The sequence below is a fragment of the Moraxella sp. CTOTU47616 genome (assembly GCF_032017465.1).
Classification (GTDB): domain Bacteria; phylum Pseudomonadota; class Gammaproteobacteria; order Pseudomonadales; family Moraxellaceae; genus Faucicola; species Faucicola tetraodonis.
The window spans coordinates 196,248-211,075 of the sequence record NZ_DALZPU010000001.1 but is presented as its reverse complement, the minus strand read 5'-3'; the positions used below and the strand labels follow the sequence as shown (position 1 = coordinate 211,075).

Annotated in this window: 13 protein-coding genes; 9 read left to right on the top strand and 4 right to left on the bottom strand. The window is 44.4% G+C overall.

Features of this window, described 5'->3' with window-relative positions:
- Nucleotides 1-100 precede the first annotated feature (100 nt).
- From cysS to pdxH, 5 genes are all read left to right on the top strand, one after another.
- Entirely contained in the window at nt 101-1,549 is a 1,449-nt protein-coding gene (gene cysS / locus RTS10_RS00860; RefSeq protein ID WP_312538760.1) for a cysteine--tRNA ligase, read from the top strand.
- Nucleotides 1,550-1,975 carry a YqaA family protein gene (locus RTS10_RS00855; protein WP_007116765.1) on the top strand — a complete coding sequence of 142 codons (426 nt, stop codon included), beginning with the start codon at nt 1,550-1,552 and terminating at the stop codon, nt 1,973-1,975.
- A gap of 219 nt (nt 1,976-2,194) precedes the next feature.
- Nucleotides 2,195-3,661 carry an IMP dehydrogenase gene (guaB, locus tag RTS10_RS00850; RefSeq protein ID WP_312538758.1) on the top strand — a complete coding sequence of 489 codons (1,467 nt, stop codon included), beginning with the start codon at nt 2,195-2,197 and terminating at the stop codon, nt 3,659-3,661.
- 200 nt (nt 3,662-3,861) lie between these two features.
- Nucleotides 3,862-5,217: a phosphoglucosamine mutase gene (gene glmM, locus RTS10_RS00845; RefSeq protein ID WP_239742166.1), complete on the top strand. Its 1,356-nt coding sequence runs from the start codon at nt 3,862-3,864 to the stop codon at nt 5,215-5,217.
- A 25-nt stretch (nt 5,218-5,242) separates the two neighbouring features.
- The gene (pdxH, locus tag RTS10_RS00840; protein ID WP_312383450.1) at nt 5,243-5,902 is read left to right on the top strand and encodes a pyridoxamine 5'-phosphate oxidase; all 660 of its coding nucleotides are present in this window, start codon (nt 5,243-5,245) and stop codon (nt 5,900-5,902) included.
- Between the two features lie 56 nt (nt 5,903-5,958).
- Here the strand turns inward: pdxH and RTS10_RS00835 are convergent, their stop codons facing one another.
- The gene (locus RTS10_RS00835; RefSeq protein WP_007116760.1) at nt 5,959-6,678 is read right to left on the bottom strand and encodes a Bax inhibitor-1/YccA family protein; all 720 of its coding nucleotides are present in this window, start codon (nt 6,676-6,678) and stop codon (nt 5,959-5,961) included.
- A 201-nt stretch (nt 6,679-6,879) separates the two neighbouring features.
- Here RTS10_RS00835 and RTS10_RS00830 point away from each other — a divergent pair, with 201 nt between their 5' ends.
- Nucleotides 6,880-7,812 carry an NAD(+) kinase gene (locus RTS10_RS00830; protein ID WP_007116759.1) on the top strand — a complete coding sequence of 311 codons (933 nt, stop codon included), beginning with the start codon at nt 6,880-6,882 and terminating at the stop codon, nt 7,810-7,812.
- Nucleotides 7,813-7,861: 49 nt separating this feature from the next.
- Here RTS10_RS00830 and RTS10_RS00825 read toward each other — a convergent pair whose 3' ends face one another.
- Nucleotides 7,862-9,205: a lytic murein transglycosylase gene (locus RTS10_RS00825; RefSeq protein ID WP_312538757.1), complete on the bottom strand. Its 1,344-nt coding sequence runs from the start codon at nt 9,203-9,205 to the stop codon at nt 7,862-7,864.
- A gap of 252 nt (nt 9,206-9,457) precedes the next feature.
- On the opposite strand from RTS10_RS00825, the gene ppnP reads away from it, so the two are divergent.
- Complete coding sequence (gene ppnP / locus RTS10_RS00820; protein ID WP_036597446.1) at nt 9,458-9,745, top strand: pyrimidine/purine nucleoside phosphorylase; 288 nt, start codon at nt 9,458-9,460, stop codon at nt 9,743-9,745.
- Between the two features lie 67 nt (nt 9,746-9,812).
- Here the strand turns inward: ppnP and RTS10_RS00815 are convergent, their stop codons facing one another.
- Together RTS10_RS00815 and RTS10_RS00810 are read right to left on the bottom strand one after the other, a co-directional pair.
- Nucleotides 9,813-10,793, bottom strand: a complete 981-nt coding sequence (locus tag RTS10_RS00815) for a pirin family protein (RefSeq protein ID WP_312538754.1) — start codon at nt 10,791-10,793, stop codon at nt 9,813-9,815.
- Between the two features lie 158 nt (nt 10,794-10,951).
- Nucleotides 10,952-12,907, bottom strand: coding sequence for an ATP-binding cassette domain-containing protein (locus RTS10_RS00810; protein ID WP_312524043.1), 1,956 nt, complete (start codon nt 12,905-12,907; stop codon nt 10,952-10,954).
- A 104-nt stretch (nt 12,908-13,011) separates the two neighbouring features.
- Here RTS10_RS00810 and RTS10_RS00805 point away from each other — a divergent pair, with 104 nt between their 5' ends.
- Nucleotides 13,012-13,287, top strand: coding sequence for a SlyX family protein (locus tag RTS10_RS00805; RefSeq protein ID WP_282841006.1), 276 nt, complete (start codon nt 13,012-13,014; stop codon nt 13,285-13,287).
- Nucleotides 13,288-13,647: 360 nt separating this feature from the next.
- Nucleotides 13,648-14,811, top strand: a complete 1,164-nt coding sequence (locus RTS10_RS00800; protein ID WP_219331197.1) for a PilT/PilU family type 4a pilus ATPase — start codon at nt 13,648-13,650, stop codon at nt 14,809-14,811.
- The last annotated feature ends 17 nt before the right edge of the window (nt 14,812-14,828 follow it).

Here is a 14,828-nt window from a genome sequence, read left to right as displayed (position 1 = left end):
ACCTTAAAGTGTGAAATATGCCAAATCATAGCACTTTTAACAAAATTTCGGTATGATAACCGATTGTCTTTTTTATCCAACTTGCACAGGTGACTATCCCATGACCCAGCTGACACAGCCCATGCCGATTACCATATATGACTCGATGAGTGGACAAAAACGCCCATTCACGCCCTTAGAAGCAGGCAAAGTTGGCATGTATGTATGTGGGATGACGGTGTATGATTATTGCCACATTGGTCATGCACGGGTCATGGTCGGCTTTGACGTGGTTGTGCGCTGGCTGCGTCATATTGGCTATGATGTCAACTATGTGCGTAATATTACCGATATTGATGACAAAATTATTAACCGTGCTAAGGACAATGGCGAAAGTATCTATCAGTTGACAGACCGCTTTATCAAAGCCATGCATGAAGATGCTGATAATCTGGGCTGTGAGCGTCCTAACAGTGAGCCAAAAGCCACGGATTTTATCCCACAGATGCAACATCTAATCCAAACGCTGGAAAGCAAAAAGTTAGCCTATCAAGGCGCAACGGGCGATGTCTATTATGCGGTCGAAAATTTTGCTGAGTATGGCAAACTCTCAAAACGTCGCCTATCCGATATGCAAGCGGGTGCCAGTGAGCGGGTGAATGTTGAGACAGACAAAAAAAATCCGTTTGACTTTGTATTGTGGAAATCTGCCAAACAAACAGAGCCATCTGAGACCAAATGGCAATCGCCTTGGGGTATGGGTCGCCCAGGTTGGCATATCGAATGCTCGGCGATGAGTACCTGCTGCTTGGGCGATACCTTCGATATCCACGGCGGCGGGCATGATTTGCAATTTCCGCACCACGAGAACGAAATTGCCCAATCTGAAGGCGCAACCGGTAAAACCTATGCCAACAACTGGATGCACGTGGGCTTTATCAATGTTGACGGTGAGAAAATGTCAAAATCACTGGGTAATTTCTTTACCATTCGCGATGTGATGGGGCAGTTTCACCCAGAGACCATTCGCTTCTTTATTTTATCGAGTCATTATCGCAGTCCAGTGAATTTCTCGGATAGCGCGCTTAAAGAAGCCCAAACTAGCCTCACGCGTCTATATCAAGTCTTAAAATCTGTAGAAAACCTGACCCAACCAGCGGGTGAGATTGATAAAACCCCATTTGAAACCCCTTTTAATCAAGCCATGTGCGATGATTTTAACAGTGCAGGGGCGGTGAGCGTATTATTTAGTCTAGCGCGTGAAATCAACAAAGCGGTCAATCTCGAAACCGCTGAAGGCAATGCCCAGGCGCTAGCATTGGCAACATTGCTAAAAGATTTGGCACAACCGCTCAATATCTTGCAGCTTAATCCAACCGATTTTTTACAAGCGAAAGTGGGCGAAACGGCCGGGTTAAGTGATAGCGAGATTGAAGCATTCATCGAAGCGCGCAAGCAAGCCAAAGCGGACAAAGACTTTGCCAAAGCTGACCAAATTCGTAATGATTTGAAGGCGCAAGGCGTTGAGCTAGAAGACGGTAAAAATGGCACGACATGGCGCCGCGTGTAATTGGCTTATTGGTTCCTATGGTTAGCCGCCTTTGGCTCGGCAACCCTATTGCCCATGCAATCTGAGGCGGTGCTTGTCACCTTATTGGCCAAGGGACACTATAAGGCTTGGCTGCTATTGGTGGTGGCAAGCGTTGGTAATGTATTGGGTTCGTGTGTCAATTTTTGGCTTGGGCGTCAGATCGACCGCTTTTATGACAAGCCTTGGTTTCCGGTATCGGCTGTCAAGCTTGCCAAAGCCAAGCGTGTCTATCAAAAATATGGGTTTTGGTCATTGCTTGCTAGCTGGGCACCCATGATCGGTGATCCGATTACGTTGTTTGCCGGTGTGTTCGGTGAACGGTTTTGGCGCTTTTTGCTGTTGGTGACGATTGCCAAGACCGCCCGCTATGTAAGCTTATATGCGCTTTATCTCGGTGTAATTTAGAAAAATGATTGCAATAGACATGTTTTTTATCTAAAATAGGCGGTTAATTTAAAACTTAAATAAAAGATGGTGTCAATTGCGATTTAAGCTGACAACAGACTAAACCACAAGGCTGGGCAGGGAACTGTTCAGCCTTTTGCGGTTTTTTGGCTGTCAAATTTTTCACCACGACAAAATTTTAATTACTATTTAACTACGCTTAACTACTCCGAGGTCTTTATGTTACGAATCGTTGATGAAGCACTTACCTTTGATGATGTGCTGCTACTACCTGCTTATTCTGAAGTCTTGCCTAAGATGGTAGATTTAAAAACCCGTTTGACACGCGGTATTGAGCTAAACTTACCCATCGTATCTGCTGCGATGGATACTGTGACTGAATCGCAAATGGCGATTACCATTGCTCAGCTTGGCGGTATGGGTATTTTGCACAAAAACATGGACATTGATTTACAAGCCATGCAAGTACGCCGGGTGAAAAAATTTGAAGCCGGTACGGTTGTTGATCCTATCAGTGTATCACCCGATACCAGTGTGGGAGAACTGCTCCGTATCACCAAAGAAAACAAAATCAGCGGTGTGCCTGTGGTAGAAGGTAACCAAGTGGTCGGTATCGTCACTCACCGTGATATCCGTTTTGAAAATAACCTAAGCCAGCCTGTTCGCAATATCATGACCCCAAAAGAAAAATTGGTGACAGTCAAAGAAGGCGAGCCTACAGAGAATATCAAACGTTTGCTACACGAACACCGCATCGAAAAAGTGATTGTTGTGGACGACAATTTTCAATTAAAAGGCTTGATTACTGTCAATGATTTCACCAAAGCTGAAAACAACCCAAATGCTTGCCGCGATAGCAAAGGTCGCTTACGTGTTGGCGCGGCAGTAGGTACGGGGGCGGACACAGAAGCCCGCGTTGAAGCGCTCATCGCTGCCGATGTCGACGTGATTGTCGTAGATACCGCACATGGTCATTCAAAAGGCGTCATTAATCGCGTGGCTTGGGTGAAAAACAACTATCCAAACATCCAAGTGATTGGCGGTAATATCGCCACTGCTGATGCGGCACTAGCGTTGCGTGATGCGGGTGCCGATGCGGTCAAAGTGGGTATCGGTCCGGGCTCTATTTGTACCACACGTATTATCGCAGGTATTGGCGTGCCGCAAATTTCAGCGATTAGCAACGTGGCTGATGCGCTAAAAAATGACATTCCTCTGATAGCCGATGGTGGTATCCGTTTTTCAGGCGATATGGCAAAAGCGTTAGCAGCGGGTGCCTCTTGTATCATGGTGGGTTCGCTACTTGCCGGTACCGAAGAAGCGCCAGGGGAAGTGGAGCTATTCCAAGGTCGCTACTACAAAGCCTACCGTGGTATGGGTTCGCTAGGTGCGATGTCAGGACAAAACGGTTCATCCGATCGTTATTTCCAAGACGCCAAAGAAGGGGTGGAAAAATTGGTACCCGAAGGTATCGAAGGTCGCGTCCCTTACAAAGGTCCAATGAATGGTATCATCAACCAATTAGCCGGTGGCTTACGTTCGTCAATGGGTTACACAGGCTGTGCCAATATTGAAGAAATGCGTAGCAAACCACAATTTGTGCGTGTGACTTCGGCCGGCATGAAAGAATCTCACGTACATGACGTACAAATCACCAAAGAAGCCCCTAATTACCGTGTAAACTAAGTGATAGGTTGATTGCGCTAAAACTGGGTTAACTACCCAGTTTTTTTATAGCCCAATTTATTGCCCAAAGTTTTTATAGCCTAAAGTAACGTGTTGCGCCATCACCCATAAAAACAAACAGATGTCGCAACATGCGTGAAATTTTGCTATGCTAAAATTTTATATTGTGATAACAACAATGGGCGATAAAGGAGAATTAAATGAGTTATTTTGGTACTGATGGTATTCGTGGTAAGTTTGGGGAATTTCCGATACATCCGCAGTTTTTAATCAAATTAGGCTATGCCACGGGTAAAGTGCTGCTAGCCAACCAAGCAGCCCCGAATGAAAATCATCGTCCCAATGTCGTCATTGGTAAAGATACACGGCTTTCTGGCTATGTTATTGAAGCCTGTCTGCAAGCAGGGTTTAACGCCGCAGGCGTAGATGTACATATGCTAGGCACTATTCCAACTCCTGCCATCGCGCATTTGACCCGAAGTTTTCACGCTGATGCGGGCGTAGTGATATCCGCATCCCACAATCCGTTTTATGACAACGGTATCAAATTTTTCTCCAATGAAGGCAAAAAGCTGTCAGATGAAATTCAGCAAGCCATCAATGAAAAAATTGATGAAATCAAAGATATCAATGTCGTCATTGACACTCCAGAAGCGCTAGGCAAAAGTTATCGTGTGGAGGATGCCAAAGGTCGCTATATCGAGTTTTGTAAGGGCACTTTCCCCTACAACCTAAATTTAAATGCCCTAAAAATTGTCGTTGACTGTGCCAATGGCGCAGGATACAGCGTCGCACCCCGTGTATTACGTGAGTTAGGTGCTAGCGTAATTGCCATTGGCGATAAACCCGATGGCATTAATATCAACGACAATGTCGGCTCTACCCATCCGGCAAACTTGCAACAAGCGGTGCTTGACCATGATGCCCAAGTGGGTATTGCTTTAGATGGCGATGGCGACCGTATCATCATGGTCAACGAAAAAGGCGAGTTGGTTGATGGTGACGGCATCTTATATATTTTAGCCACCCAAGCAGAGCAACAAGTCGATGGCGTGGTAGGTACCTTGATGACCAACATGGGTCTGCAATTAGCGTTTGATAAAGCGGGCATTGCCTTTGAGCGCGCCAAAGTTGGCGACCGCTATGTCATGCAAGGGCTTGAGAAAAATCGCTGGGTACTGGGCGGTGAGTCATCGGGTCATATTTTAACGCTAGATAAAGCCAGTACGGGCGATGCCATTGTGGCAGGTCTACAAGTGCTTGCGGTGATGGCGCAGAGCAAACAATCATTATCAGAGCTGATGAAGGGTTATACCCAGCTCCCACAAAAATTGGTCAATGTCAGATTGGCGCAAAAACAAGATCCCTATACCTTCCCAGAATTGGCAAATGCGTTTAAAGCTGCCGAAGAAAAATTGACAGGACGGGGTCGTTTACTGATTCGTCAATCAGGTACAGAGCCATTAATTCGGGTGATGGTCGAAAGCGATGATGAGATTGAGTGCGATATGCTAGCCAATGAACTTGCTGAAAAAGTACGCCAAGTGATGGCGTAAAGTTGACATTTCATAAGGATAAAAAATGAGTATTGATTTTACCAGTCAACGATTATCGTATGAACAAGGCGAGCTTATCGAATCACACTTGCCGGAGCAGCCGTTTGGCTTGCTACAAACTTGGGTGCAGCAAGCGATTGATAGCAAGCAAGGAGAAGCGTATGCGTTTTCACTGGCGACTTGTGGACGTGATAGGCAGCCAAGTGTGCGCACTTTACTGATGCGTGAAATTATCCAATTGGATAACACGGGCATTGGCCTCGTGTTTTATACCAATTACGACAGTGCCAAAGGCTGTGATTTGGCGACCAACCCCAATGCTGAAGCATTATTTTTTTGGCCAAGCTTAGAAAGACAAATCCGTCTTACCGGCGCTGTACAAAAGGTTAGCCGTGAACAATCCGCTCAGTATTTTCATAGCCGTCCCCGTGATAGCCAATTAGCTGCTTGGGTCAGCGAACCACAAAGCAGTGTGGTTGCTAGCCGCGAGGTAATGGAAGACAAATTTGCCCAATTAACTGTGCAGTATGGGGACAACCCAATCCCTTTACCAGAATTTTGGGGTGGCTATCTGTTGACGGTAGAAAAAATCGAATTTTGGCAGGGTAGAGCCAATCGTATGCATGACCGCATCGTCTATTCGCTAAATGACGAGCAATGGGTGATGGAACGCTTATTACCTTAAACTACAAGCCATAAAAAACACGGTACTTTAAACCGTGTTCTTTTATTTGATAAAACTTAGTTTTGTAGGGAACGTAGTAAACGCACAAATTCAATATACATCCACACCAGCGTTGATAAGATACCAACGCTTAGTACCCATTCATAGCTTTCATCCACCCCTGCGGCATAGGCTCGCTCAACGCTATCAAAATCTAATAACAAGCTCAGTGATGCAATCACAATCACCAGCAAGCTAAAACCAATACCCACCACGCCACCGCTAAACAAATACGGCAGTGAGCTACCAAATAGGCTAAACCCGATTTGTACCAGATACACCAGCATAATAGCAATCACAGCAGACATCATCACAGAACGAAATTTTTGGGTGACTTTAATCACGCCACTGCGATAAAGCGCCAGCATCACTGCAGCGGTTACAAAAGTTGCGACCAACGCCGTCGGCGCAACTGTGGGAAACTTGATGCTAGCAAAGAGAGAAATCGCGCCAATCACGATGCCCTCTAAAATTGCATAAGGAATTGCCAGTGTTTTAGCTATGTGGGGTTTTGAGATAATTACCATACTCAATACAAAAGCCACCAAGATACTGGCTAAAGCCGCTACACTAACAAAACCTGAAGTGACGCCACTAGCTAGGCAATAGCCAAAAAATCCAACACCCGATAACGTCGTCAGACCTAGCAGAAAAGAGGTTTTTCGAATGACCCCTTTGACCGTCATCGGTGTCGTACTAACCGCAAGTTCAGCACGAGATATAATCGGATTTGCCATAAAAATTTGCTCCCAAGCGTTAAAAAATTTCAAAATTTAGCTATATGTTAATTACCTTAAATTAGCAAATAGCAATGAGTTTGTATACATTAACTGCACAACGAAGGTTAGCAATTTTGTAATATAAAATACTGATTGGGCATAACGTGAGCCAGTAAGCTGTGATAAAATAGCTTAATCTTTATCAGTTAATTTTCTGCTATGACGTCCACACTTATTCCCAATCCTGCCTTTGGGCGTATCGGCATTATGGGTCGTGCCAACAAGCCAAGTGTCATTCAAAGTATCTACCAAATTTGTGACTTTTTTCATGAGCAAGGGTTGCCTTTATTAATTGACCATCAGACGGCACGGTTGCCGGCATTGAGTTTTGCACGTTTGGGTGACATTGCTACTATTGAGCGCAGTTTGCTCGGCGGTGCTTGTGATTTGGTCATTGTGGTCGGTGGTGATGGCTCGCTGCTACATGCGGCGCAAGTACTGGTCAAACACAAAGTGCCCGTAGTGGGGGTAAACCGCGGACGTTTAGGGTTTTTAACTGACATTTACCCTGATGATTTAAACGTAAAATTGACCAGTATTTTACAAGGTCATTATCAGCTTGAAGATCGATTCTTGTTAAAGATGGAAATCCGTCAAGGTGCGCATGTGATTTATGAAGATATGGCGCTAAATGACATTGTGCTGCATGCAGGAAAATCAGTGCATATGCTAGATTTTCATTTAAAAATTGATGGGCTGAATGTCTATCGTCAGCACAGTGATGGTCTGATTGCCTCCACACCGACGGGTTCCACCGCTTATGCGCTATCAGGTGGCGGGCCGATTATTCATCCTAGTATGGATGCCATTTGTCTGGTGCCCATGCATCCACATACCTTATCAAGCCGCCCGATTGTGGTTAGTGGTAACAGCGAAATCAAAATCCGCATCCATAAAGATAACCGCACCCAGCCGATGGTGAGTGCAGATGGCAAACCGTCGGTGCCGCTCAACCAAAACCAGCGCTTAGTGATTCACAAGCATCCTAACAAACTCACGTTATTACACCCACCTGGGGTGGATTTTTTTGAAGCTTGCCGTACTAAACTGGGTTGGAATAGCTACGCTGAAGAATTTAGTATGGATAATTAAATAAAAAAGCCACCTGAATCATTCGGTGGCTTTTTTATGAAGAAATATATTAATTAATCAGCCCACTTGCCGAGCGTTTTGAGATAAATCCATCTGGGATTTGGTTGTGGTCTGCTTGCCAGCGCTGGAATGCCAATTTGGTATTGGTGCCTACGACGCCATCTGACCCTTTGGTATCATAACCCATTGCCGTCAAACGCTGTTGCAGTTGGCGTACTTCATAAGTAGCAAGTGGCTGCTCATAGCGTGGCCAAGATTGCTGTAAGCCTGGTTGACCGATAATGGCTTTGGCAAGTAAGCTTACCCCCATGGCATAATTCGAGGAGTTATTATAGACCTTAATCGCATCAAAATTTTTGGTTAATAAAATCGCAGGACCCTCTTTACCCGCAGGGAGCCACAATTCTGCCATCGCATCCATGGGCGCATTTGGGGTAATAAATTGAACACCTAAATTTTGCCAGTCTGCCATGGTTTTTTTGGTACTAACCTGGCGATAATCAAAACCATTTGGTAATCGTACTTCATAGTACGAGCCCATGCCACGCTGCCAGCCGGCATTTTTGAGATAGCTTGCGGTAGAGGCTAACGCATCAGCGGTATGCCAAGGGTTACGATGACCATCACCATTGCCATCTACTGCTTCATCTAGCCAAGTTTTGGGAATAAATTGGGTATGTCCCATCCCACCTGCCCAAGAGCCGCGCAGTTGCGACCAATCAATATCACCACGCTCAAGCAGCGACAACAGCGCTAGTAGCTGATCCTCTGCAAAACTGCGGCGGCGACCATCATATGCCAGGGTCGCTAAACTATTAACCAGTGATGAGTTGCCTGTGCCTTGACCGTAAGAAGATTCCATGCCCCAAATGGCAGTCACAATAGAGGCCGGCACACCATACTGATTTTCAATGCGCTCAAGTAGCGCGCTTTGGCTGGCAAAATTGCGCTGACCGCCACTGACACGACCACTCGATGCGGCACCATCGATATATTCCCAAGGCATTTTGGCAAATTCAGGCTGTCCTTTATCCAGTGACACCACTTGCTCACTGTAGTTGGCGCTTGACAGCAAGCGTTCAACATCAGCACGGGGGTAACCTTTTTGCACGGCGCGTTCAATAAAATCCGATTTCCACTGATAAAAGCTACTATATTGATTGGTGGGAACAGTCACAGGTGGCACGGGCGTGACTTTCGGGGGTGCCGTAATCACCACAGGGGAAGTCGGCAAGGTACCTGGTAGTTTTTGGGGTTGGGTCTGAATAGGTGCTGATGAACAGGCTGCCAACAATGCCGCTAAGCTGACAGGCAATGCCAGTTTTTGACCAACCAAACGATGCGACAAACAGAGCGATAAAGCGACGATAGACGACGAATATTTAACATACATAAAGCAATAACCTCAATTAATACAAGCCAAGTGCGTGCAAACATAACAACTGTGGTAAAAAAATGAATATAGCATAAAAATAGGAAGTTTTAGTTGTTAAGGAATAATTGATATAAAAATACTACAAAAATTACGCTCAAAGTATTTGCCAAATTTTGGCAGTTTTGCCAGTGTTTTTGGAAAATAGGATTGATAATTGGTCAAAAAAGTTTATGATAATCGGTTTATAGTAGCTAATTTTGAGGAGTAACTATGCTAAAAGTCAATCAATATTTTGATGGCAATGTGGCATCAATCGGTTTTCAAACAGCCACCCTACCTGCGACCGTGGGTGTGATGAAAGTAGGCGAATACGAGTTTGGCACAAGTCAATTTGAAACCATGACCGTCATTAGCGGGGCTATCTCAGCACTATTGCCAAACCAAACTGACTGGCAAACTTTTAAAGCCAATGAAACCTTTACCGTCGATGCCAACCAAAAATTCAAGGTAAAAATTGACGAAGAAACGGCTTATCTTTGCACCTACCAAGATAAATAATCAAGATAAAGTAAGTAATAAAAAAGCGATATCAAATCCATGATATCGCTTTTTTTAGCCGAAAAATTTATTGAATATCGCCAAATTTCCCCGCATTAAAATCTAAGATGGCTTGACGGATTTCGGCTTGGCTATTCATCACAAAGGGTCCGTAACCCACCACAGGCTCATTAATCGGTTCACCACTCATCAGCAAGATTTTCGCTCCCGCTTTGCCCGCCGTTAAGCGTACAAAATCTTCGCCGGTATCGCCACTTTCAATCTCAAAAGTGATTAATTGATTGGCGTGTGCTTGCTGGTCGTGATCAGCGTTGATGATCACATCGCCTTGCATCGACAATAACAACAAATTGTGGGTGCGAGAAATCGCGACTTCTATCGAGCGATTGGGTTCAATACTGATATCCCACAAGTTAATGGGGGTAAAAGTCGTGCCAATGCCGCGTGCCTTACTGTCACCCTGTTGGGGGGCGTGAGTATTGATAGTAGGGGTAAACTCCCCAGCAATTACCTTAATTTGTCCTGCATGCAGTCCTTCATCATCGTGCAGACTGACCACCGCCATGTCATCATTGGCAAGATGTTGGTATTTGGCAGGCGTGGCTTTATCTTTGGCAGGTAGATTGACCCAAAGCTGTACCATGCTAAAATCACCGCCTGCTTGGCTAAATTCAGGGGAGTGAAATTCCTCATGAATCACGCCATTGCCTGCCGTCATCCATTGCACGTCACCTGTCTTAATCGTACCGCCACCGCCACTAGAATCACGGTGAGAGACTTCACCTGCATAGGCGATAGTTACCGTTTCAAACCCTTTATGCGGATGTTGTCCGACACCGCGAGGGGCTTGAGCATTGGGTTCAAAATATTGTTTTGCTGCATAGTCGAGCATTAAAAAAGGATCGGTGCGTTTATCACCCACCATGTGATTGAACATCGGGTTGACATGAAAACCATCACCTACCCAATGAGGGCGTGGGGCAGCATGGATTTTGTCAACTTGTCGGTAAGTTTTATTGCTATTTTGCTTGCTATTTTGCATGGCCATGATTTTTCTCCTTATTGATAGCTATAATATAGGAGCAAAAAGGCTATTTTCAATTATAAATTACATTATATTGGTTATTGTAAACATTAACTAATATAAAATATAAAAAAAAGCAAGGTTAATTGTTAACCTTGACTTTATAAATTATTTACTTATTTTTAATCATCAAGTTCTGACCAGCGCGCCATTTTTTCAAGTAGCAAATCATCAATCTCGTTGAGACGTTCACTGGCTTGGGTAGCGGCTGCCATATCACTCACAAACCAGCTGCCATCGGCTAATTTGTCTTGAAGTTCAGCTTGCTCTTGCTCGAGTAGCGCGATTTCATCGGGGAGACTATCTAATTCACGCTGTTCTTTGTAGCTCAGTTTTTTCTTCACCGTATCAGTTTTTGGCGCATCAGTGTTAATCACTTCTTTGGGCTTTGCTGCTGTCTTTTCTGATTTGTCTGCTTTGGGTTTAATCGCTTGCTCACGGGATTTTTGCGTCAAATAGTCTTGATAGCCGCCCACATATTCTTTGACAATACCATTGCCATCACTATCTTCATCAAAAACCCAAGTTGATGTTACGACGTTGTCCATAAAGGTACGGTCATGGCTAATCAGTAAGATGGTGCCATTAAAGCTATCAACCGCTTCTTCTAATAGCTCTAGGGTTGCCATATCCAAGTCGTTAGTCGGCTCATCAAGTACCAAGATATTTGCAGGTTTTAGTAGCTGTTTGGCTAGCAAAACGCGGTTACGCTCACCGCCTGACAAGGCTTTGACTGGCGTTCTTGCACGTTCTGGGGCAAATAAGAAATCTTGCAAATAGCCGATGATATGTTTCTTTTTACCCGCCACTTCTACAAAATCAGAACCTTCTGCGACGTTTTGTACCACGGTCGCTTCTAGATCAAGTTGGTCACGCAACTGGTCAAGAAAGGCGATTTGTAGATTAGTGCCTAATTTTACTGAGCCAGATTTGGTGATATCAGGCTGTGGAATATCCAAAATCGCATGAATGAGCGTGGATTTGCCGACACCATTTTTACCGATAATACCAATGCGGTCACCACGCATGATGCTGGTGGTAAAATCTTTCACCAAGGTTTTATCGCCATAACCTAGATTGAGATGTTTGACATTGGCAACCAATTTGCCGCTGTTGTCGCCATCGTTCATGCTGATATTAACTTGTCCGACTTGCTCACGGCGGGATTTACGTTCTTCACGCAGCGCCTTTAACGCGCGCACGCGACCTTCATTGCGGGTACGGCGCGCTTTGATGCCTTGACGAATCCACACTTCCTCTTCAGCCAGTTTTTTATCAAAATTGGCATTGGCTTTTTCTTCGGCACTCAGTTGTTGTTCTTTAAGTTCTTGGTAGCGGGCATAGCCTTTATTGACATTGCCTGCTTGCTTGGTGACGTCATAACTGCGTAGAATACCGCGATCAAGCTCGACAATGCGGGTGGCGATTTTGTCAATAAACGAGCGGTCATGCGAGATAAACAGCAGGGTTAATCCTTGCGCGTTTTGCAAAAATTGCTCAAGCCATTCGATACTTTCGACATCCAAATGGTTGGTCGGCTCGTCAAGTAGTAGCACATCAGGTTTGGTAATCAGCGCACGGGCAAGCAGTACACGGCGTTTGCGCCCCCCCGATAATTCACTAATATCGGCGTCGCCGTCCAAGTTCATCATCGACAGCATGGTCTGTACTTCACGGGTCAAGTCCCACCCATGGGCATCATCAATTTTATGCTGCAAATCTGACATCAATTCGCAGGCTTTCATGTCACCACTGGCGCATTTATCACTGGCTTGCTCGTAGGCTGTTAGCCATGTTGCCACGTCACCGGCACCTGCCATAACGATGTCACTGACTTTGCCCGACGTTTCGGGAATGTCTTGCTCAAGCATGGCAATTTTCAGATTGCCACTTATTTGGAATTCGCCACTGTCAGCCTTGACTTGACCGCTAATGACCTTAAACAAAGTTGATTTGCCTTCACCATTGCGCCCAATCAAACACACGCGTTCGCCTTGTTCGATATTAAAATCAATACCGTCCAAAATCGGTGCAATACCAAATGCTAAATGAATATCTCGTAAATGAATCAGTGCCATAACTTTCTCAAAGTTTAGTAAAAATGTTTGTATAATAGGAAAATGCGGCTATTGTAGCAGACTTTATGGCAAAAAATTGTGGGGAAACTTATGAGGCATTCTAAATGAGCGAAAAAGATCATCAAAAACAGGCAAGCGATGAAAACGGGTTGGTTAATATGGTAGAAAAATTAACCCAAGCGTTGATTGATTTACAAACGCAAGTGCTGTTTATGGAAGATACATTGGATAAACTTGATAATATCGTCACCGGGCAAAGCCAACTGATTGCTGACCAACAACGGCAATTACAGCTACTTTATCAAAAATTGGAAACTCAAACACAAGGCTCACAAATTCAGCCGTTTGATTTGTTGAGCGATAAACCGCCGCATTACTAATTTTATTGACAAAAATTGAAATTTTTATCAACATGGCAAACGTTTTATGCGCTATAGACTGCCAATGCCCTAAATAGGAAAAACCAATGGTAGCTAGTTGCATCTGACTATCAGCAACAAACTCTGCAAGAATTGACCGTGATGGATATAAAACGCAAACTGCTTTATCAATGCTTTATCAAGGCGTGCCGTCAAAGATAGGCAAGGATGAGAGGCTAAACGGGTCGTTTTTTAACGTAAATTTTGTACATGTATCTATCAATTTTCATCAGCATAGCAAACAAGTTTCACAAGCATATCAAGCAAACATAGTGCTATGACCAAATAATCTGCTTTCATTTATTGTTAGGAATATCCTATATGAGTCATAATGAATCTTTAATCAGTGTTGCCGAAGAAACGTTACATGAAGCCAAAACAGTCATGTTTAATATGCTGTCCAAAGTGGTAGAAATCGGTGGTTCTGATTTATTTATCTCAGCGGATTTTCCACCCAGTATTAAATATCACGGGCTCATGAAGCCGCTCAATAAACAACCACTGACGGCTGAAAAAACCAAACTGTTTGCCTATAGTTTGATGAACCAAAAACAGCGCGAAGAATTTGCAACCAATCTTGAGTGCAACTTTGCGATAAATGTGCCCAATGTATCGCGATTTCGGGTTAATGTGTTTCAGCAGCAATTACAAGTGGGTATGGTGATTCGTACCATTACGGCAGAAATACCCAACTTTAAACAGTTGCTACTACCTGAGCAGCTCAAAAAAATTATCTTGGAAAAACGTGGGTTAGTGCTGGTCGTAGGGGGAACGGGGTCAGGTAAATCAACATCGCTGGCGGCAATGATTGACCATCGTAATGAAAACTCCGCAGGTCACATCATCACCGTCGAAGACCCAGTAGAATATGTGCACAAACACAAACAATCCATGATCACCCACCGTGAAGTAGGCGTGGATAGTCATTCATGGCATAACGCACTCAAAAACACCTTGCGCCAAGCGCCTGATGTGATTTTGATTGGGGAAATTCGTGATACTGAAACTATGGAAAACGCCATTGCATTTGCTGAAACAGGTCACTTATGTTTAGGCACTTTGCATGCCAATAATGCCAATCAAACCTTAGATCGTATTATCAACTTTTTTCCAGAGGAGCGTCGTAACCAATTGCTGATGGACTTGTCATCGAATATGAAAGCTATCATTTCGCAGCGTTTGATTCGTACAGAAGATGGTAAAGGTCGTCGGGCAGCGGTAGAAATTATGCTTAATACCCCATTGATGGCGGATTTGATATTAAAGGGTAATTTTCATGAAATTAAAGCGCTGATGACCAAATCTCGAGAATTGGGTATGCAAACCTTTGACCAAGCCTTATTTGATCTATACGATGAAGGCGCCATCTCGTATGATGAAGCAATTCGCAATGCTGACTCTGCCAACGAACTGCGGTTGCAAATCAAACTTAAAAGCCGACGCGGGGAAGGTGGCACGCAAAGCACAAGTGAGCTAAAGCTTTAATAAAAAAACGCCCTGCG

Coding starts and splice junctions, on each gene's coding strand:
- cysS (WP_312538760.1), top strand. CDS start 101: ATGACCCAGCTGACACAGCCCATGCCGATTACCATATATGACTCGATG.
- guaB (WP_312538758.1), top strand. CDS start 2,195: ATGTTACGAATCGTTGATGAAGCACTTACCTTTGATGATGTGCTGCTA.
- glmM (WP_239742166.1), top strand. CDS start 3,862: ATGAGTTATTTTGGTACTGATGGTATTCGTGGTAAGTTTGGGGAATTT.
- pdxH (WP_312383450.1), top strand. CDS start 5,243: ATGAGTATTGATTTTACCAGTCAACGATTATCGTATGAACAAGGCGAG.
- RTS10_RS00835 (WP_007116760.1), bottom strand. CDS start 6,678: ATGGCAAATCCGATTATATCTCGTGCTGAACTTGCGGTTAGTACGACA.
- RTS10_RS00830 (WP_007116759.1), top strand. CDS start 6,880: ATGACGTCCACACTTATTCCCAATCCTGCCTTTGGGCGTATCGGCATT.
- RTS10_RS00825 (WP_312538757.1), bottom strand. CDS start 9,205: ATGTATGTTAAATATTCGTCGTCTATCGTCGCTTTATCGCTCTGTTTG.
- ppnP (WP_036597446.1), top strand. CDS start 9,458: ATGCTAAAAGTCAATCAATATTTTGATGGCAATGTGGCATCAATCGGT.
- RTS10_RS00815 (WP_312538754.1), bottom strand. CDS start 10,793: ATGGCCATGCAAAATAGCAAGCAAAATAGCAATAAAACTTACCGACAA.
- RTS10_RS00810 (WP_312524043.1), bottom strand. CDS start 12,907: ATGGCACTGATTCATTTACGAGATATTCATTTAGCATTTGGTATTGCA.
- RTS10_RS00805 (WP_282841006.1), top strand. CDS start 13,012: ATGAGCGAAAAAGATCATCAAAAACAGGCAAGCGATGAAAACGGGTTG.
- RTS10_RS00800 (WP_219331197.1), top strand. CDS start 13,648: ATGAGTCATAATGAATCTTTAATCAGTGTTGCCGAAGAAACGTTACAT.